Origin of the sequence: Sorangium sp. So ce1504 (assembly GCF_051521635.1) — a bacterium.
GTDB lineage: Bacteria > Myxococcota_A > Polyangia > Polyangiales > Polyangiaceae > Sorangium > Sorangium cellulosum_B.
Genome location: NZ_CP150365.1, coordinates 11466921 through 11483897, shown reverse-complemented (window position 1 = coordinate 11483897; position 16977 = coordinate 11466921). Strand labels below are relative to the sequence as shown.

At 68.3% G+C, this 16977-nt stretch carries 22 protein-coding genes and 1 pseudogene; 18 read left to right on the top strand and 5 right to left on the bottom strand.

The window, feature by feature from the left end:
- Nucleotides 1–250: 250 nt before the first annotated feature.
- Nucleotides 251–1363: a PhoH family protein gene (locus tag WMF39_RS43285; RefSeq protein WP_437742275.1), complete on the top strand. Its 1113-nt coding sequence runs from the start codon at nucleotides 251–253 to the stop codon at nucleotides 1361–1363.
- Nucleotides 1364–1418: 55 nt separating this feature from the next.
- Here WMF39_RS43285 and WMF39_RS43280 read toward each other — a convergent pair whose 3' ends face one another.
- Together WMF39_RS43280 and WMF39_RS43275 are read right to left on the bottom strand one after the other, a co-directional pair.
- Nucleotides 1419–2042, bottom strand: a complete 624-nt coding sequence (locus WMF39_RS43280; protein WP_437742274.1) for a hypothetical protein — start codon at nucleotides 2040–2042, stop codon at nucleotides 1419–1421.
- Between the two features lie 89 nt (nucleotides 2043–2131).
- Nucleotides 2132–2797: a class I SAM-dependent methyltransferase gene (locus WMF39_RS43275; protein ID WP_437742273.1), complete on the bottom strand. Its 666-nt coding sequence runs from the start codon at nucleotides 2795–2797 to the stop codon at nucleotides 2132–2134.
- A 1255-nt stretch (nucleotides 2798–4052) separates the two neighbouring features.
- Between WMF39_RS43275 and WMF39_RS43270 the strand changes: the two genes are divergently transcribed.
- Nucleotides 4053–4628: a hypothetical protein gene (locus WMF39_RS43270; protein ID WP_437742272.1), complete on the top strand. Its 576-nt coding sequence runs from the start codon at nucleotides 4053–4055 to the stop codon at nucleotides 4626–4628.
- A 92-nt stretch (nucleotides 4629–4720) separates the two neighbouring features.
- On the opposite strand, the gene WMF39_RS43265 is transcribed toward WMF39_RS43270, so the two are convergent.
- The 3 genes from WMF39_RS43265 to WMF39_RS43255 form a co-directional block, all read right to left on the bottom strand.
- Nucleotides 4721–5419 (bottom strand): hypothetical protein, encoded by a 699-nt coding sequence (locus WMF39_RS43265; RefSeq protein WP_437742271.1) that lies wholly within the window; start codon nucleotides 5417–5419, stop codon nucleotides 4721–4723.
- A gap of 1084 nt (nucleotides 5420–6503) precedes the next feature.
- A complete protein-coding gene (locus tag WMF39_RS43260; protein WP_437742270.1) occupies nucleotides 6504–7400 on the bottom strand; it encodes an SUMF1/EgtB/PvdO family nonheme iron enzyme in 897 nt (298 codons plus the stop codon).
- Nucleotides 7401–7722: 322 nt separating this feature from the next.
- Nucleotides 7723–8451: a hypothetical protein gene (locus WMF39_RS43255; protein WP_437748111.1), complete on the bottom strand. Its 729-nt coding sequence runs from the start codon at nucleotides 8449–8451 to the stop codon at nucleotides 7723–7725.
- Nucleotides 8452–9081: 630 nt separating this feature from the next.
- On the opposite strand from WMF39_RS43255, the gene rplV reads away from it, so the two are divergent.
- The 16 genes and pseudogenes from rplV to secY all read left to right on the top strand — a co-directional run bounded on the left by rplV (nucleotide 9082) and on the right by secY (nucleotide 16971).
- The gene (rplV, locus tag WMF39_RS43250) at nucleotides 9082–9420 is read left to right on the top strand and encodes a 50S ribosomal protein L22 (protein WP_012240567.1); all 339 of its coding nucleotides are present in this window, start codon (nucleotides 9082–9084) and stop codon (nucleotides 9418–9420) included.
- A 17-nt stretch (nucleotides 9421–9437) separates the two neighbouring features.
- Complete coding sequence (gene rpsC, locus WMF39_RS43245) at nucleotides 9438–10130, top strand: 30S ribosomal protein S3 (protein WP_061609597.1); 693 nt, start codon at nucleotides 9438–9440, stop codon at nucleotides 10128–10130.
- A gap of 12 nt (nucleotides 10131–10142) precedes the next feature.
- Complete coding sequence (gene rplP, locus WMF39_RS43240) at nucleotides 10143–10556, top strand: 50S ribosomal protein L16 (protein ID WP_012240565.1); 414 nt, start codon at nucleotides 10143–10145, stop codon at nucleotides 10554–10556.
- 8 nt (nucleotides 10557–10564) lie between these two features.
- Nucleotides 10565–10768 (top strand): 50S ribosomal protein L29, encoded by a 204-nt coding sequence (gene rpmC / locus WMF39_RS43235; RefSeq protein ID WP_272102120.1) that lies wholly within the window; start codon nucleotides 10565–10567, stop codon nucleotides 10766–10768.
- A 53-nt stretch (nucleotides 10769–10821) separates the two neighbouring features.
- Nucleotides 10822–11121: a 30S ribosomal protein S17 gene (gene rpsQ / locus WMF39_RS43230; RefSeq protein ID WP_272102908.1), complete on the top strand. Its 300-nt coding sequence runs from the start codon at nucleotides 10822–10824 to the stop codon at nucleotides 11119–11121.
- A gap of 4 nt (nucleotides 11122–11125) precedes the next feature.
- Nucleotides 11126–11494 carry a 50S ribosomal protein L14 gene (gene rplN / locus WMF39_RS43225; protein WP_012240562.1) on the top strand — a complete coding sequence of 123 codons (369 nt, stop codon included), beginning with the start codon at nucleotides 11126–11128 and terminating at the stop codon, nucleotides 11492–11494.
- Nucleotides 11494–11811, top strand: a complete 318-nt coding sequence (rplX, locus tag WMF39_RS43220) for a 50S ribosomal protein L24 (RefSeq protein ID WP_437742269.1) — start codon at nucleotides 11494–11496, stop codon at nucleotides 11809–11811. Before rplN ends, rplX begins: the two co-directional genes overlap by 1 nt.
- A gap of 2 nt (nucleotides 11812–11813) precedes the next feature.
- A complete protein-coding gene (rplE, locus tag WMF39_RS43215; protein WP_437712559.1) occupies nucleotides 11814–12539 on the top strand; it encodes a 50S ribosomal protein L5 in 726 nt (241 codons plus the stop codon).
- Between the two features lie 10 nt (nucleotides 12540–12549).
- A complete protein-coding gene (locus tag WMF39_RS43210) occupies nucleotides 12550–12735 on the top strand; it encodes a type Z 30S ribosomal protein S14 (protein WP_437742268.1) in 186 nt (61 codons plus the stop codon).
- 4 nt (nucleotides 12736–12739) lie between these two features.
- Nucleotides 12740–13135 (top strand): 30S ribosomal protein S8, encoded by a 396-nt coding sequence (rpsH, locus tag WMF39_RS43205; protein ID WP_012240558.1) that lies wholly within the window; start codon nucleotides 12740–12742, stop codon nucleotides 13133–13135.
- Nucleotides 13135–13752 (top strand): 50S ribosomal protein L6, encoded by a 618-nt coding sequence (gene rplF, locus WMF39_RS43200; protein WP_437277607.1) that lies wholly within the window; start codon nucleotides 13135–13137, stop codon nucleotides 13750–13752. Before rpsH ends, rplF begins: the two co-directional genes overlap by 1 nt.
- Nucleotides 13753–13799: 47 nt before the next feature.
- The gene (gene rplR, locus WMF39_RS43195) at nucleotides 13800–14159 is read left to right on the top strand and encodes a 50S ribosomal protein L18 (RefSeq protein WP_437712555.1); all 360 of its coding nucleotides are present in this window, start codon (nucleotides 13800–13802) and stop codon (nucleotides 14157–14159) included.
- A gap of 79 nt (nucleotides 14160–14238) precedes the next feature.
- Nucleotides 14239–14718 (top strand): annotated as a pseudogene (rpsE, locus tag WMF39_RS43190) (30S ribosomal protein S5); the annotation flags it as partial.
- A 134-nt stretch (nucleotides 14719–14852) separates the two neighbouring features.
- Complete coding sequence (gene rpmD / locus WMF39_RS43185) at nucleotides 14853–15056, top strand: 50S ribosomal protein L30 (protein WP_437742267.1); 204 nt, start codon at nucleotides 14853–14855, stop codon at nucleotides 15054–15056.
- A gap of 50 nt (nucleotides 15057–15106) precedes the next feature.
- Nucleotides 15107–15598: a 50S ribosomal protein L15 gene (rplO, locus tag WMF39_RS43180; protein ID WP_437742266.1), complete on the top strand. Its 492-nt coding sequence runs from the start codon at nucleotides 15107–15109 to the stop codon at nucleotides 15596–15598.
- Nucleotides 15599–15642: 44 nt separating this feature from the next.
- Entirely contained in the window at nucleotides 15643–16971 is a 1329-nt protein-coding gene (secY, locus tag WMF39_RS43175) for a preprotein translocase subunit SecY (RefSeq protein WP_437742265.1), read from the top strand.
- Nucleotides 16972–16977: the final 6 nt, after the last annotated feature.

Here is a 16977-nt window from a genome sequence, read left to right as displayed (position 1 = left end):
ACAGTCATGCCCAGCAGCGCCGATGTAGCTAACCTCATGCAGTTCTCCCTGTGTGCGGCTCGCCCGCTCGCCGGATCTCGCATGCACTGCGACGCGAAATTATGACCAGGACGTTACGATTCTGTGTAGGCCCTACGGCGAGCGAGCGCGACATTCGAGCGAGAGGTGAGCCGCGTCAAGGTCCTGCGCATGGAGTGGCGGCACGTGCCGGCGACGGAGCGCCGGGGCAGAGGCGGGGAAGGATCACGGGATGACGACCAGCGTGCGGATCACGGCGGATGTCGAGGTGCTCGACAACAGCACCTTGGTGGCCCTCGCCGGGCCGGGGAACGAGCATCTCAAGCTCATCGCGCGCACTCTTGGCATCGAGTCGGGCGTTCGAGGCAACACGATCCGGCTCGCCGGGGACGCCGACAAGGTCGCGCTCGCCGAGCGGTGCCTGGCAGAGGCCGCGCAGATGTTGAGGAGCGGCGTGGTCCTCGATCCCCAGGACTACGTGCGCGGAGTGCAGGCGCTCCGGGACGACCCGGGGATGAGCTTGCGGGAGCTGTTCGAGGACGTCGTCCTCATCTCGGCGCGCCGCCGGCCTATCTCGGCGAAGGGGCTGGCGCAGAAGCGCTACATCCAGGCGATCCGATCGCACGACATGACGTTCGGCATCGGGCCGGCGGGGACGGGCAAGACCTACCTCGCGATGGCCATGGCGGTGCACGCGCTGCTCGAGCGCCGCGTGAAGCGGATCATCCTGACCCGTCCTGCCGTCGAGGCGGGAGAGCGGCTCGGCTTCCTCCCCGGCGATCTCGCCGAGAAGGTGAATCCTTACCTGCGCCCGCTCTACGACGCGCTCCATGACATGATGGATGCGGACAAGGCGCAAGGCCTCGTGACGCGCGGTCAGATCGAGGTCGCGCCGCTGGCCTTCATGCGCGGCCGCACGCTCAACGATTGCTTCGTCATCCTCGACGAGGCGCAGAACGCGACGAGCGACCAGATGCGCATGTTCCTCACCCGCCTCGGCTACGCCTCCCGCGCCGTGGTGACGGGCGACGTCACGCAGGTCGATCTCCCGCACGGCGCGCGCAGCGGCCTCGCGGAGGCGCGCGAACTGCTCGCGGGGATCGACGGGATTGCGATCTGCTCGTTCACCGAGGTCGACGTCGTGCGCCACCCGCTCGTGCAGCGGATCATCGTGGCGTACGAGCAACGGGACGCCGAGGTGGCGCGCCAGCGCGAGGAGCGGCGGGCGGAGGCGGGTCGCGGCGGCGCGCGCGGCAGTGCAGCGGGAGAGGCCGGGGCTGCGCCGCAGGAGCCGCAGGGCCGCGCGCCAGCAGGCGAGCCGGGAGGAGCCGGCGCAGCGAGCTGACGCGCGACGCAGCCGGGCGAGACGCCGGCGTCGACGTCTCGCTCGGCTGCGCTGATCATTTCTTCTTCAGCTCGATGGGGGACTCGCGCACCAGGAGGGCATCGGGCCCGGTCACCCGGATCCTGCCGTGGACGACGTTCTCCTTCAGCTCGCCGACCAGGACGCCGGTCATCGCGTTCGGCGCGCGCGGATCGTCGGGGAAGACCGATGCGCGGACCATGCCGTCCTCGACCTTTCCCACGAGCGTCGCGTCGCCGAGCGCTCCCTTCGCGGTGCCCTTCAGCTCACCGCTCGGCTCGATGGTCAGCGTCACCGTCCCAGGGCCGGTGACCTGCTTCCCGTCGTCCTTCTGGCGCGCGGCGTCCTTGACCTTCGGGGGCATCACGACGCTGCCTTTCTTGGCGTCGTAGCGCCCCTCCCATGTCCCTTGCCATGCGGGCGTGCCCTTCGGCTCGCCCGCGTCTCCCGGCGCGCTTGCGCTCGGGGGCTCTGCGGCGGCCGAGCTGGCCGCGGGCGGCGCGAGCCCCGCGCTCGGCTGAGGCGGCGGGGGCGCGGGCCGCTCCGGCTCGCTCGGGCGAGGCGGGCCCTCCTCGCATGCCGCGAGGACGATGGCGAAGGACAGGAAGAGCGCGGGGGCAACGCCGCGCGCCCGGCGAGCTCGTGTTCCGATGGCGTTCACGTGGACGCTTTTATTACGAGCCGGGCTGGCCGTCGCGTCGATTTGACGTGCCCGCGCCGCGGCCCGGACCAGCGCGCGGCGCCCGCGGATCAGGAGGCCCTGCGGAACGCGAGGGTCCAGTGCCGGTCGCTCGTCATCTGCGCGCATTCGGGGGGAATCCGGAGCGAGCGCAGCACCTCACGCACCTCGTCGAGCGAGAGCGCCGCGCGCAGCGACGCGTCGAAGAGGGCTCGCTGGTACGCCGTGTCGTTCGCCGCGTACATGTCGACGAGGGCGGCGAGCGACGCCTCGTCTTCCGGACGGACCAGGTCCCGCACGAACAGGAGCCCGCCGGGCTGGAGGACGCGGAGCATCTCGCGCAGCACCTGCGCTGGCTCCGGGACGTGGTGGACGATGCTGTTCGAGAGCACGGCTGAAAATGTCTCATCCGGTTCGGGCAGCGCCTTGGCATCCACGAGCGCGAGCGCGATGGCCTCGGTGAGCCCGGCGTGCTCGACATGGCGGCGCCCGAGTTCGAGCATCGCCGCGGAGAGATCGATCGCCTTGATCCGCGCGGCGGGGGCGCGTCTGCAAAGCTCGATGGGCAACAGGCACGTCCCTGTGCCGACGTCGAGGGCGTATGCGAGACCGGGGTTGTGGGAGAGGAGCGCGTCGCAGAACGCCGTGTTCACGGCGGCGTGGTCCATGCTGTCGTAGGCCCGCGCGTCCTCGTCGGTATCCATGACCTCTGGCTCGAGCACGCGCACCAGTGACATGCGCGCATCCTTCTCCGCGGCCGAAGCGCGTGTCAACCGATTGTCGGCGGCTGGTCAATCTCGGCCGCCGGTCGGACGGAGGTCGAGCGGGGGCGGGGTGGATCCTGGGCGTCGTAGATATGGACAGGAAGGCGTTTGAAGAAGTCGAGACGGAGCCGGCCGGCTCCCCGCCTCGTCCTCCTCCCATTGGAGCAGGCGCCAATGTCGTAGAGGACGTGCCCTCGGGGCGGACGCGCGGACTCGCGCTCGCGAGCGCGGGGGCCGAAGGCTGAGCTCTCTCGGAAAGGCTCGATCGGAGAGGCCGAAGACGACGATGAGCGCGCCTCCGCGCTCCGCTATGTAACGAGGTGTCTTGCGGGATGAGCCTGAGCCGCGCGTACACACCGGTCCGCCGGACACGACGGCCCTCAGGCGCCTACCCAGCGGGAGCCGCGGGCGGCGGCCGCGCGCGTGATGTTGAGAGCGGCACTGCGGGGCCCGAGCGCGCCTCCGGCGGCGAGACCGGCGCAGAGTCGTCATTTCGAAGAGCTCGGCGGGTTGGCGCGCGATCGGGCGGTCAGCGTGGGTCCGCGAAATCCCCGGCGTGATGAGCGGATGTCGTGTCGAGAGCTCGACCCGGACTCCCCGCCCCGCCGGCGCTCATAGTGAAGCGTCCGTGCTGCGCCCCACCCGCCGAGCGGGGCATCCTATCACGCCTCCGCATAGGTCAGTCGTGCGCCCGGGGCGTGCAATGTAGCCACGCGCCGGCCGCCTGTGTGGGGTCGCCAGGCGGTCGCACCCTGCGTGAGGCGCTTCAATGATTGGGGGCGGGGAGGCTCGCGCCGGGTCGCTGCACCTCGCGGATGTGCGCGCGCCCGCATTGCCGCCCGTGACGGGCGCGGCCCCGAGGCGCGGGGTTGCTCGGTTCTCGGACGGTGCTTACCTGACCAGACCCGAGCACCCGAGACACGCAATGCCGCGGTGCATCGTCAAGGGGGCCGAGAGAGGATTGGCGCGGCCTCGAGGCCGTCCCGCGCGGGGGAGGGGTCTCGGCCATCAATCGACGCTGGCGGGGGTTTCATCGCTCGGCGCCTGTCGAGCAAAGCAGCCCAGCCGTTCGGGGCCGTCCCGTCCAATGAGCTCTCCGATTGAGCCCGCCCGCAGCGCCTATTGAAAGAAAAGACGGCCCTCTATCCTCAATTCGCTTGACCAGGCAAGTGGCAACGGCATAGTCGTATCCAACCGCCGAGCTGGATTCGGCGACGAGGGAGAGCACATGGCAACGGACGCCTTTTCACAGCAGATTGTAAACCTCGTGCGGAAAATGCCGGACGAGGCGATCCTCGCGCTCGTCAAGAATCAGCTGGGCGCCGTGACAGGGGAAGCGCCGTTGGTTCCTCCTGCGGCGCCGCGCCGCAGCCGCGCGCGCGCCCGCGCTGCTGGAGCGGTCCAGTCCAAAACGTCTTCCGTCGCGGCCAAGCGCGGCGCCGCGCCGAAGCGTCGGCCTGGTCGCCCGCGCAAGTCGCCGGCCGCCTCGGCGGAGCGTCAGGAGACGCTGGATGCCGTCGAGCGTGTGGTCAAAGCGAGCTCTGGCGTCAGCGCGAGCGAGGTGGCGAAGCAGGCGGGTATCCCGCAGACCCGCGCCGCCGCCGCGCTGAAGGAGCTGAAGCTGGAGAAGCGGATTTTCCAAGGCGGCGACCGTCGCTTCGCCCGCTATGCAGGCGACGCGAAGACCGCCGAGCAGGCGAGCGCGAACGCGCGCAAGACCGCGGCTGGGCCTGCGCCCGTCGTGAAGAAGCCGAGCGTCAAGGGGCGCAAGCGCGTCTCTCCGGCTGCCGCTCCTCCGAAGTAGGTCTGGGGACCACCGCGCACGTCAGCATCAGATGGGATGCAAGCTGTGCTGACGCGCTGCGTTTGGAATGACTATCCCGTTCGAGACGGAGCTCAGGGCGGGCTCCAGGTGAGCCCGCCATCATCGGAGGCCGCGACGTACCAGCCGCGGCGCGATGTCCCGGTGACGTCCGCTTGGAGGAGCATCAAGAGTCGATTTCCGAACGAGAGGAGGGTTCCGAGCTCGATACGGCCGCGCTCGCCTGTGCCTTCGCCGATCATCCTGGGGACGTCGTAGATCTTGCCCACTTCCGGCGATAGCGCGATATAGAGCCCCCATCGCGCTGCCGCGCGGGAAGTCAGCACTGCGGTGACGCCTTCGCGTGTGGGCGCCAGGGCGATAGACCGTTCATGCGGCTCCAGCCAGGGGCGAAAGGGCGGTTTCTCGGCGATGACGCAGGTGCCTTGGAGGGTGCACGTCGCGAGCGTGGGCTCTCCGGTTGTAGGCGTCATGACTTCGACCATGATCCGATCGGCTGCGCAGCCGACCGACGCTCCAGGCGGAGCTTTCGCCGGGAGCTTCAGCACGGCTGTCTGGGCAGCGGAGACGGCGACCACGGCGGTCTTGTCGGGCGGCTGAGGAACGAGCTGGATCGACCAGCCGGCGAAGTCGCATGCTGGTGTCGTGGAGAGCGCGGCGATAGCCGCTGGGTTCATCGCGAGTCCCTCGACGCTCTTCGGTGCGTCGAGCGGCTTCCCCGGCGCGGGGACGGGCCGCACGAGGAGGTTGCGCCCGCGCACCGACAGGAGCATCGGTGGGCGGCCATAAGGCACGGGCAGCGCTTGTTCCTGCGTGGGGAGCGGGACGGGAGGCACCGGCTGGGCGCCCGCCGGCCCCGCATAGACGAGGGTCGCGTGCCGAGGCTTGGGCTCCACGAGCAGCGCGGCGCTCTCGGCGGAGAGCACCGCGGGCACAGCGTTCACCAGCGGCCGCGCTCCGCGGCTCAGCGCGGGTAGCGTGACCGGTGAAGGCGCCGAGAGGTCGGTCGCCTCGAACGGAGCGAAGAAGAGACTCGGCGGGTCCAGCGCGGACGGCGTCCCTCGATTGCCGCGTGTCTCCGTAGGGAGAGCCGGGCCACGCGGACCGGTGGTGAGCACCGTGGCGCCGTCTCCGCCGACCGACCAGGTCGACCACCCCTCGCGGACGCGCCGCAGAGATCGCCAGGTCCGCCCTGCGTTTTCGGTCACGAGCGCGATCGCCTCGTTCTCGACCTCTCCTGTCACCACGGCTCGCCTCTCATCGAGCACGAACGCTCGTCGCCATCGGGTCGACGACGGCGCGAGCGCCGAATCGACGCCACGCGCCTGGCCAATGGCGGTGGTGAGCTCATCCGAGGACGCCGCGCCCGGGGGCGGCGGGACGGTGATGGGCGCTGCCTTTTCCTTCTTCCCGCAACCGAGCGCCAGGAGGGCCGTCAGGGCGGCAAGGGCGGTCGCGGCGGCACGGCGCCGCGTGGGCGCGCTCACTATGGAGTCGAGCATCGGCAATCTCTTCGCTGGTGTCGCCCTGGCTTGCTGCGCGGCGGCCCTGGCTTCTCCACGACTCGCACGCTCGCTCGCGCCGCGCCCGAGCCGTCTTGTCGGAGCGCCCGTGGCGTCACGGAAAGATGCGCGCGCGGCGACCGCCCTGTCTCCCCGCTGGATCGCCCCGAGCTCCGCGTTCGATTCGCGTCTGCCCCATAGCGGGCTGCGGGTTCGCGCGCTACAGGCTCATCCGCGTCGTTCGGCTCGCTGCGGCGTACCTTCGTACGCCTCACTCGCCTGCCTAGCGGCTGAGCCCGTATCACACCAACCTGCACCCTCGCTATCATGCCGGCCGCACGCCGCGCGGCCAGCACTAGTCGGCCTGCTCCGGATCCATGCAGCACCGGAAGCCCGTCGAGTAGTCGTGGTAGCCGAAGGAGTGGGCGGTCGTGGCATATTTGCAGCCCTCGCCGTTGCGCGTCGTGTCCATGAAATAGCCGCCACGGAAGGTGCCGCTCGGATCATCGACCCACTCGTGGAGGTTGCCTACCATGTCGAACACGCCGTAGGCGTTGGTGCATCCCGCGCGCTCGCCCGTCGGGAGCAGCGCCTGGGACAGCTGGTTGATGAGCGGGTTGTTCATCGCCGTCGTCCAGCGCTCCTCGGGCTTGATGTCGAGCAGCGCCGCGATCTCGGCGACGGGGTGAACCCGTCGCTCGTCATCGTTGCACGCGCCCTGCTGGCGGAGCGCGCCGTAGGGGAACGTCGTGTCGTCCGGCCCTCGGCAGGCGGTCACCCACTCCTCCGAGGTGCACAGGCGCTTGCCCGATGCCGCGCACGCCAGCTTGGCCTGCCGCCCGCTGATGTAGCCTTGGGGCATGACCCCCTGCCAGGACACGGCGCGGACGCGGCGCTCGTTCCCGTCAATCGGATCGTAAGGCGACCAGGGGCGCTCACCGCTGGGCGTCACCTCGACCAGAGCGCCCTCCCAGCGGTCGACGCACACGCGATCGTCGACGAGGGCCATCTCCGCGGGGCAGCGCGCGCTGGCCATCGAGGAGGACATCGGGATGGCGCCGATCTCGGACTCCATCCCCGAGGCGAGCGTTGCGCTGTCCTTGACGGCAGCGAGCGCGCTCTCCTTGGCCTTGATGCGCCGTTCCGTCGGGACGGCGGCGGTCCCCTCGAGCGAGGCGCGCACCATCAGGCGCGGCGTGATCTGCTCCGCTGTCGTCGACCCCGGAGCACAGCCGGCCGACGCGACGAGCACGCCGAGCAGCGCTCCGCCGCGGAATGGACGCGCCCCCGGCGATCGCGGAACGGAGGCTGCCAGGCGCGGGCGGGAGGAGTCCTTGGCCACGGAGGAGCCGAGGATCCCTTCCCGCGATCTTTTTTGCAACCGAATACCGCGCTCGGGGGCTCCCCGAACGGGCCTACATGAGAGGGTGCGCGCGCTGGGGCGCTAAGGTGGGTGTGAGCTGGTGAGAGGCCCAGAGGTCATCTGGTGTGCGTCGAATGCCAGGGGAAAAGAACGGCGAGAGCAGAGCGCGCACGGTGGGCGCGCAGGCTGTGCACCCGTGGCGGCGGCCGGGTCACTCGAAGGCCATGATCTCCTCGTAGCATGCGTCGTAAGCCTCCTGGCAGGAGACATCGGGGTTGTCGTTCATGCACGCGACGAGATCGTCCGCTGCATCTCGGTTGAGGGGGTTCATCTGAGCCGCGCACTTGGCGGGGTCGAACGTGCCAGCGTCGCAGAAGTCGGAGATGGTGTCGCAGATCTCGTCGGCCTGGTGCGGGCACGCGTTGGCGTACGTGCGGTTCATGCACGCTTGAACGGGATCCACATCGCACGCCCGCTCCACGCCGATGTCGCTCAGGCAGTCCACGAGGTCCGCGGCGTGACCCGGGGAGAAGACGGCGAAGCCGTGCTTGCAGAGCCCGTAGCCGATCGGGTCCTCGTCGCGGTTCGCGCCGCACTGGCTCGTCGCCCCCTGCGCAGGCGAGATGTTGAGCTCGTCACAGGCCGCGACCGTGAGGTTACCGTCCGACGCCTCGATGCAGGCGTCGCTGCCGCCGGTGCCGCCCTGGCCGCCGTCGCCGCCGGTGCCGCCGTCGCCGCCGGTGCCGCCCTGGCCGCCGGTGCCGCCCTGGCCGCCGTCGCCGCCGTCGCCGCCGCTGCTCGTGGACCCGTGGGTGACGCCGGGGCCGACCGTCTGGTCCACCTCGTTGTCGGTGTCCTCCGTGGTCACGACGCAGCCGGTGTAGATGGCGGGCAAGATAAAGGTAAGCGCGAGGAAAGAATGGCGATGGCGAGCAAGCATGGTCACGTTGCCTCCTACAATGTCAGGGAAGAGTTCCACGGCCTGGTGCGTTCGACTGAACCTGGGGCTCCCCTATTCCCCTCGCAATCCTGCTCTTCGGCCTGGTCCAGCCGTCCGACGCCGACGCTCCGGGGGGGCACCTCCGCCGTCGACGGCTCAGGCCGCCGTCGACGGCTTGTCTCAGCTGTATTTCGTCAGTGTCAAGAACAGAACTCAGCCTCGTGTTCGTCCGTCCGCCTGCCCGGGCACCAGGCTCGGCGTGCCCGGAGCCCCCCGACGTCCGTTCAGGAGGAACTGAAAAGCTGCTCAGCCCGCGGGGACGCGCGAAACAAACTGAAGGGGAGCGGAAGGATCGCGCTTGCGTACCGCGCCCCCCGCTGGTAATCACCGCGCTCCGTTTTCCCGGGCGATCGGGTGTCCTCCCGGTCTCCCAGTAGAAGAGCCGTAACGGCGCTTCGATCCCAGCTCCGCTCCTTCGGCCGCCGCGGGAACCCCCCCGGTGACGCGAAGGGGGCCCACGTCGATGGACGTCGAGCTGGGACCGGAAGCGTACGACGGTGCAACCGGTTCGCAGCGAACCGAAACCCGGTACGGAGTAACTCCGCCCGCCGGTGTCGCGAGGTGTCTCGAATGGTAAGCAAAGCCAGTGCGATGTTTTCGCGGATCGCCCCGCGCAAGGCTCGCATGATCGCCGATCTCGTTCGAGGTCGCGACGCGGACGAGGCGATCCAGCTGCTCTCGTTCACGCAGAAGAGCGGAGCCCCCGTCCTGCGGAAGATCATCGAGAGCGCGGTCGCGAACGCCCAGCAGGCGGGCGCCGACATCGACGCGCTCTTCATCAGCAAGGCCACCGTCGACAAGGGGCCGAACAAGTTCAACCGCCGCTGGCGGCCGCGCGCGATGGGCCGTGCGACCCGGATCACCAAGGGCGTGTCGCACATCGTCATCGAAGTCGACGAGAGAAAGTAAGTAGAGGACCTGCCGCTATGGGACAAAAGACCCATCCGTATGGCTTCCGCGTCGGTGTCATCAAGACGTGGAGCAGCAAGTGGTACGAGGACGGCGCTGCGTATCAGAAGTGGCTCCACCAGGACATCCGCATCAAGCGCGCGATCAAGCAGTACCTCTACAACGCCAACATCGCCGGCGTGGAGATCGAGCGCGCCGCGAACCGCGCGAAGGTGATCGTCTTCACCGCCCGCCCCGGCATGGTGATCGGCAAGGGCGGCAAGGGCATCGAGACGCTGAAGAGCGGGAACGTCGGCACCGCATCCAAGGGTGAGACGCTCTTCCCCGGCGTGTCGTCGTTCACCGACAACGAGGTGTTCATCGACGTGCAGGAGGTCCGGAAGGCCGAGACCAACGCGCAGCTCGTCGCCGAGAACATCGCGACGCAGCTCGAGCGCCGGATCGCGTTCCGCCGGGCGATGAAGAAGGCGGTGGCCACCGCGATGAAGTTCGGCGCGAAGGGCATCCGCGTGCGCTGCGCCGGCAGGCTCGGTGGCAGCGAGATGAGCCGCGTCGAGACCTACCGCGAGGGCCGGGTGCCGCTGCACACGCTCCGCGCCGACATCGAGTTCGGCCTGGCCGAGGCGAAGACGAAGGTCGGCATCATCGGCGTGAAGGTCTGGATGTTCAAGGGCGAGGTCCTGCAGCGTAAGGCGCGCCGGATCCAGTAGAGGGATTGCAGAATGCTGTCTCCGAAGCGAACCAAGTTCCGCAAGATGCAGAAGGGGAACAACCGCGGCCTCGCCATGACGGGCAGCGACGTCTCCTTCGGCGACTTTGCGCTCCAGTGCGTCGAGCCTGCCCGCGTCACCTCGCGGCAGATCGAGGCGGCTCGTATGGCGATCCAGCGGCACGTGAAGCGCGCGGGCAAGCTCTGGATCCGTATCTTCCCGGACCGTCCGGTGACGAAGAAGCCGCTCGAGGTCCGCATGGGTGGGGGCAAGGGCGCGCCCGAGGAGTGGTGCGCGCTCGTGCAGCCGGGCCGCGTGATGTACGAGATCAGCGGCGTGAGCGAGGAGACTGCGAAGGAGGCGTTCCGCCTCGCGTCGCACAAGCTCCCGATGCAGTGCAAGTTCCTCGCCCGCGGGCTGACGTGAGGTAGGCGATGAAGGCGAAGGATTTGCGTGAACGCACCACCGAGCACCTGCGCGAGCTCGAGAAATCTCTGGCGGCGGGCCTGTTCGAGGCGCGGTTCAAGAATTTCACGAATCGGCTGAACGACACGGCGACGATCCGCAAGTCGAAGCGGGATCTCGCGCGGGTGAAGACGATCCTCACGCAGCGCGCGCGTGCCGAGGAGAAGGCGTAGCCATGGCGAAGAAGAAGGCAGAGACCCAGCAGCCGGCCGCTGCGGCGCCCGAGCTGGCAGCCGCGGCGCCTGCGCAGGCCGAGACCGAGGCGAAGGCGCACGGCTTCCGGCGCAAGCTGGTCGGCAAGGTGACCAGCGACAAGATGAACAAGACGGTCACCGTCGAGGTCATCCGGAACGCGCTCGACCCTGTGTACAAAAAGTACGTCCGTCAGCGGGAGCGCTACAAGGCGCACGACGAGACGAACCAGTACAAGGTGGGCGATCGCGTCGAGATCACGGAGCACAGGCCGATCTCCCGCGACAAGCGGTGGCTCGTGACCAAGCTCGTTGCCCGCCCGGTGGAGGAGTAGCGCCATGATCCAGGTGTCGACGCATCTCGAGGTCGCGGACAACTCCGGCGCCCGAATCGTGAAGTGCATCAAGGTGCTCGGCGGCTCGCGCCGCAAGTACGCCGCTCTCGGCGACGTCATCGTCGTCTCGATCAAGGAGGCGTTGCCGGGCACCAAGGTGAAGAAGGGCGAGACGGCGCGCGCCGTCGTCGTCCGCACCGCCCGGGAGTACCAGCGCTCGGACGGCAGCTACATCAAGTTCGACGGGAACAGCGCGGTCCTCATCAACAAGGAGAAGGAGCCGATCGGTACCCGTATCTTCGGGCCGGTCGCTCGTGAGCTCCGCGCGAAGAAGTTCATGAAGATCATCTCTCTCGCTCCGGAGGTCCTCTGATGAAGCGCCTCAGGGTCGGTGACCTCGTGCAGGTCATCAGCGGCAAGGAGGAGGGGAAGCAGGGCCGGATCACCAAGATCCTCGCTGACGAGGATCGCGTGGTCGTGGAAGGCCTGAACACGGTGACCCGCCACCAGCGGCCCACGCCGCGCAATCAGGAGGGTGGGAAGATCACCAAGGAGGCGCCGATTCACGCCTCGAATGTCATGCCGGTCGATCCGGCGACGGGCAAGCCGACGCGCGTGAAGGTCCGCGTCGGTGAGGACGGCAAGAAGATGCGCGTCGGCAAGAGCGGCAGCGCGATCGGTGTGGGCTAGCCATGGCGGACAAGAAGGACAAGGACAAGGCGGCCAAGGACGCCGGCAAGGGCAAGGACAAGCCCAAGCCGCAGCAGGCCAAGCCGCAGGCGCCCGCCAAGAGCAAGGAAGCCAAGGGCGCGAAGGCCAAGGGCGCCGACGCCGAGGCCTCCGGGCCGGCCGAGGAGCGCCCGCGCGACCCGAACTATGCGCCGCGGCTTCGCACGCACTACAGGAAGAGCGTGACGGCCGCGCTCGCGAAGAAGTTCGGCTACAAGAACCCGATGATGGTGCCCCGCCTGCAGAAGGTGGTCATCAACATGGGTCTCGGCGCCGCGGTGCAGAACCCGAAGATCATCGACTCCGCCGTCGAGGACATGCGGGCGATCTCCGGCCAGAAGCCGGTGGTGACCCGGGCCCGGAAGTCGATCGCGACCTTCAAGCTGCGCGAGAACCTGCCCATCGGGGTGATGGTGACCCTGCGTGCCGAGCGGATGTGGGAGTTCGTGGATCGCCTGATCGCGTTCTCTCTTCCGCGTGTTCGCGACTTCAAGGGCGTGAGCCCGAAGGGGTTCGACGGCAAGGGCAACTTCACGATGGGCCTGCGCGAGCAGATCATCTTCCCCGAGATCGACTACGACAAGATCGATGTCGTGAAGGGGCTCAACATCTCGTTCGTGACCACGGCGAAGACGGACGAAGAAGGACGCGCGCTCCTGACCGAGCTTGGCATCCCGTTCCGGCATTGAGGGATTTTCGATGGCCCGTGCAAAAGAGTTTGCGAAGCTGAACCGTCCGCCGAAGTTTTCTACGCGGCAAAAGAACCGTTGCAAGGTGTGCGGGCGCGCGCGCGCTTACTACCGCGACTTCGAGCTCTGCCGCGTCTGCCTTCGGTTGTTCGCGCTCCGTGGTGAGCTCCCTGGTGTGATCAAGGCCAGCTGGTGATTCTATGATGACCGATCCCATCGCCGACATGCTGACCCGCATTCGCAACGCGGCGCTCGCGCGGCACGACCGGACCGAGGTCCCCGCGAGTCGCATCAAGGCCGCGGTCGCGGAGATCCTCAAGTCCGAGGGCTTCATCGCCGACGTGCGCGAGACCGAGGGTGAGGGTCCCAAGAAGCTCACGATCGTGCTCAAGTACGGGCGCGATCGACAGAGCGCGATCGACGGCGTGCGCCGCGTCTCCCGCCCCGGGCGCCGCGTGTACGTGCGTCACGACAGGATCCCGCGCGTGTTCAGCGGGCTCGGGATCTCGATCCTGAGCACGTCCCGCGGGCTCATGAGCGACAGGGATGCGCGCCGCCTCAAGATGGGTGGCGAGCTGATCTGCGAGGTGTGGTGATGGAAGCTCAGGCGAACGCAGCCCAGCCCGCGAACGGTGACAGCCGGCTCGCTCCGAAGACGTCGCGCGTTGGCAAGCGCCCGATCGACCTGCCGAAGGGGGTCACCGCGACCGTCAACGGCCGGAAGATCGACGTCAAGGGTCCGAAGGGCCAGCTCTCCCGCGCGATCACCGACAAGGTGGACATCAAGCTCGAGGGCAGCAAGCTGCACGTGAGCTCGGTGGCGCCTGGGCGCGACGGGTCGCGCCTCCAGGGCCTCACGCGGGCGCTCGTGGCCGCGATGGTGAAGGGCGTCGCCGAGGGTTACGAGCGGACGCTCGAGCTCAAGGGGACCGGCTATCGCGTCGAGCTCAAGGGCACGACGCTGAACTTCGCCCTCGGCTTCTCCCACCCGGTGACATTCCCGGTGCCGACGGGGCTCACGGCGACGATCCCGGCGGACTCGAAGGGCACCGTCCTGGTCCTGACGGGCGCGGACAAGGAGCTCATCGGGCAGACGGCCGCGACGATCCGTGGCTTCAGGCCGCCGGAGCCGTACGGCGGCAAGGGCGTCCGATACCGCGGCGAGCGCGTGCGGGAGAAGGCTGGCAAGGCCGGCAAGGGCGGCAAGAAGTAAAGGCGAGCGGCGGCGTGTACGCCGCTGCACCGAGGGACGAGACGGTCATGGGCATGAAAATCGTCGGTCGGGAGCGCCGGAAGCTCCGCATCCGCAAGAAGGTCGAGGGGACGCCGGAGCGCCCGCGCCTCAGCGTCTTCCGCAGCTCGAAGCACATTTACGCGCAGGTCATCGACGACGTGAGCGGCAAGACCCTCGCCCACGCTTCGACTCTGTCGAAGGACCTCAAGGGCTCCCTCGACGAGGACAACAAGGTCGAGGCGGCGAAGAAGGTCGGGGCTCTGATCGCGAGGATCTGCAAGGACAGGCAGATCGACAAGGTCGTCTTCGACCGCAACGGCTATCTGTATCATGGGCGCGTCAGCGCCCTCGCCCAGGCGGCGCGCGAGGCAGGTCTCGATTTCTGACTCCCACAGCCGCTGCCCTGATGGTGAGGGCGGCGGGCGCGGTCAACTGCCGCGGCGGAGAACGTGATAGAGGACGGTTATGGCGTTCGATCATGTCGACGAAGAGAAGCTGAAAGAGCGAGTCATCCACATCAACCGCGTCGCCAAGGTCGTCAAGGGCGGCCGGCGCTTCAGCTTCTCGGCGCTGGTCGTGGTGGGCGACGAAGCGGGGCACGTGGGCATCGGCCTGGGCAAGGCCAACGAGGTGCCGGAGGCCATCCGCAAGGGGAACGATCAGGCTCGCAAGAACCTGTTCCGCATTCCCCTGGACGGCGTGACCATCCCGCACGACTCGTTCGGCCACGTCGGGGCGGGCAAGGTCCTGCTGAAGCCGGCCAGCCCTGGGACGGGCGTCATCGCCGGCGGCGCGGTGCGCGCCGTCGTCGAGTCGGCGGGGATTCACGACGTGCTGTCGAAGTCGCTCGGCACGAGCAACCCGCACAACGTCGTGCACGCGACCGTCGCGGCGCTCCGTGGGCTCAAGAGCCCGGAGAGCGTCGCCGGCAAGCGGTCGATGCAGCTCGACTCGCTCGACTACCAGCGCCGCGGTAGCACGAACACCGCGGGTCGACGGCGCGCGAGCGTGGCGCCGCCCCCCGGGAAGCCGGGCGGCGGCGGTGGTGCACCGAGCGGCGGCGCTGAAGGAGGCTCGCAGTGAAGCTCCGGGTACGTCAGAGGGCCAGCAACATCGGCCAGGTCGAGCACACCCGCAAGATCATCAAGGGGCTCGGCCTGCGTGGGCCGGGGTCCGAGGTGGTCGTCGCGAACACGCCCTCGTTCCGTGGCATGGTGAAGAAGGTCCTCCACCTCGTCGAGGTCGAGGAGGTCGCCGACGGAGCGACCTCGTCGAAAGCCTGAGAAGCGAGATCGTCATTCCAGCGGAGTCGCCGCGTACGGAAGTGTGAAACATGGACATTCTTTCTAAGCTCCAAGCCCCTGAAGGCGCCGTAACCAAGAGGCTCCGCGTTGGCCGTGGCGTGGGGTCGGGCGTCGGCAAGACGTCTGGCCGCGGACAAAAAGGGCAGAAGGCGCGGGCCGGCGGCAACATCAACAAGAAGCACTTTCAGGGCGGGCAGACGCCGATCCAGCGTCGCCTCCCGAAGCGTGGCTTCCGCAACCCGCTCGCGGACATCGTCGTCAACGTCAACGTCGGCGACCTCGAGGCGTTCGACAATGGCGCCCAGGTCGATCTGATCGCGCTCCACGAGCGCCGCCTCGTGCAGGGGCGGTTCGACGTGCTGAAGATCCTCGGCGACGGTGAGCTCACGAAGAAGCTCACGGTGACGGCGCACCGCTTCTCCAAGGGAGCGGTCGAGAAGATCGAGAAGGCGGGGGGCAAGGCGGTCGTGCTCGCGGCGCCTGCACCCCAGGGCAACTCGACGGACTCCTCGTCCTCGTAGTCAGCGCGCACGCGCACCCACCAAGCCGGAGTCCAGGATCGCCTATGGCCAGCCTCGCGGGAATCACCAACTTCCACAAGATCCCCGAGCTCCGGCGACGCGTGATCTTCACCCTGGTGATGCTCGCGGTCTACCGGGTTGGCGTCTTCGTGACGACGCCCGGCGTCGACCGGAACGCGATGCGGCAGTACGTCGCGAAGCAGTCCGGCGGGCTCCTGAGCTTCTTCAACATGTTCTCGGGCGGCGCGCTGGAGAACCTGTCGATCTTCGCGCTCGGGATCATGCCGTACATCTCGGCCTCGATCATCATGCAGCTCATGGGCATGGTCTACAAGCCCATCGACGAGCTGCGGAAAGAGGGCGAGCAGGGTCGCCGGCGGATCGATCAGTACACGCGGTACGGCACGGTCGCGCTCTCGCTGTTCCAGGCCTTCTCGATCGCGAAGATGCTCGAGGGCCTGTCGAGCAGCGAGACCGGGGCCGGGATCGTGAACCACCCCGGCATCGGCTTTCAGCTGATGACGGTCATCACGCTGACGACCGGGACCGCGTTCCTGATGTGGATCGGCGAGCAGATCACGGAGCGCGGCGTCTCGAACGGCGTCTCGCTCCTGATCTTCGCGAGCATCGTCACGCGCATTCCGGAGGAGGTCGGCAACTACTTCGCCCAGAACGCCGGTGATCTCCAGCCCCTGACGATGGCCGCGATCGTCGCGTTCATCGTGTTCGTCATCGCCGTCATCGCGTTCTTCGAGAACGGCAGGCGTCAGATCCCGATCGTGTACTCGCGGCGCCAGGTCGGTCGCCGCGTCTACGGCGGGCAGACGGCGCACCTGCCGCTGAAGGTGAACACGTCCGGGACCATCCCCCCCATCTTCGCGTCGTCGCTGCTGATGTTCCCGCAGACGCTCGCGAACATGAACGTCCCCGGGGCCGAGCAGATTCAGGCGATCATCAACCGGGGGGACTGGGTCTTCAACACCGGCTACGCGCTGCTCATCGTCTTCTTCTGCTTCTTCTACACGAACGTCACGTTCCAGCCGGTGGACGTCGCGGAGAACCTGAAGAAGCAACAGGCAAATATCCCCGGGATCAGGCCAGGAAAGCAGACGGCGGACTACATTCACCGCGTGATCCAGCGGATCACCGTGGGCGGCGCGCTCTATGTCGCCGCGGTGTGCGTGGTGCCCTCGATCGTCGGCAACCTGCTGCGTGTCCCCTTCGGCTTCGGAGGCACGTCGCTCATGATCGTCGTCGGCGTCGCGCTCGACACCGTGAACCAGCTGGAGGCGCACCTGATCACGCGGAGCTACGAGGGGCTGACGGGCCCCGGTGCCACCCGCATCCGGGGCCGCAGGCTCCCGGAAGCGTGATGGAGG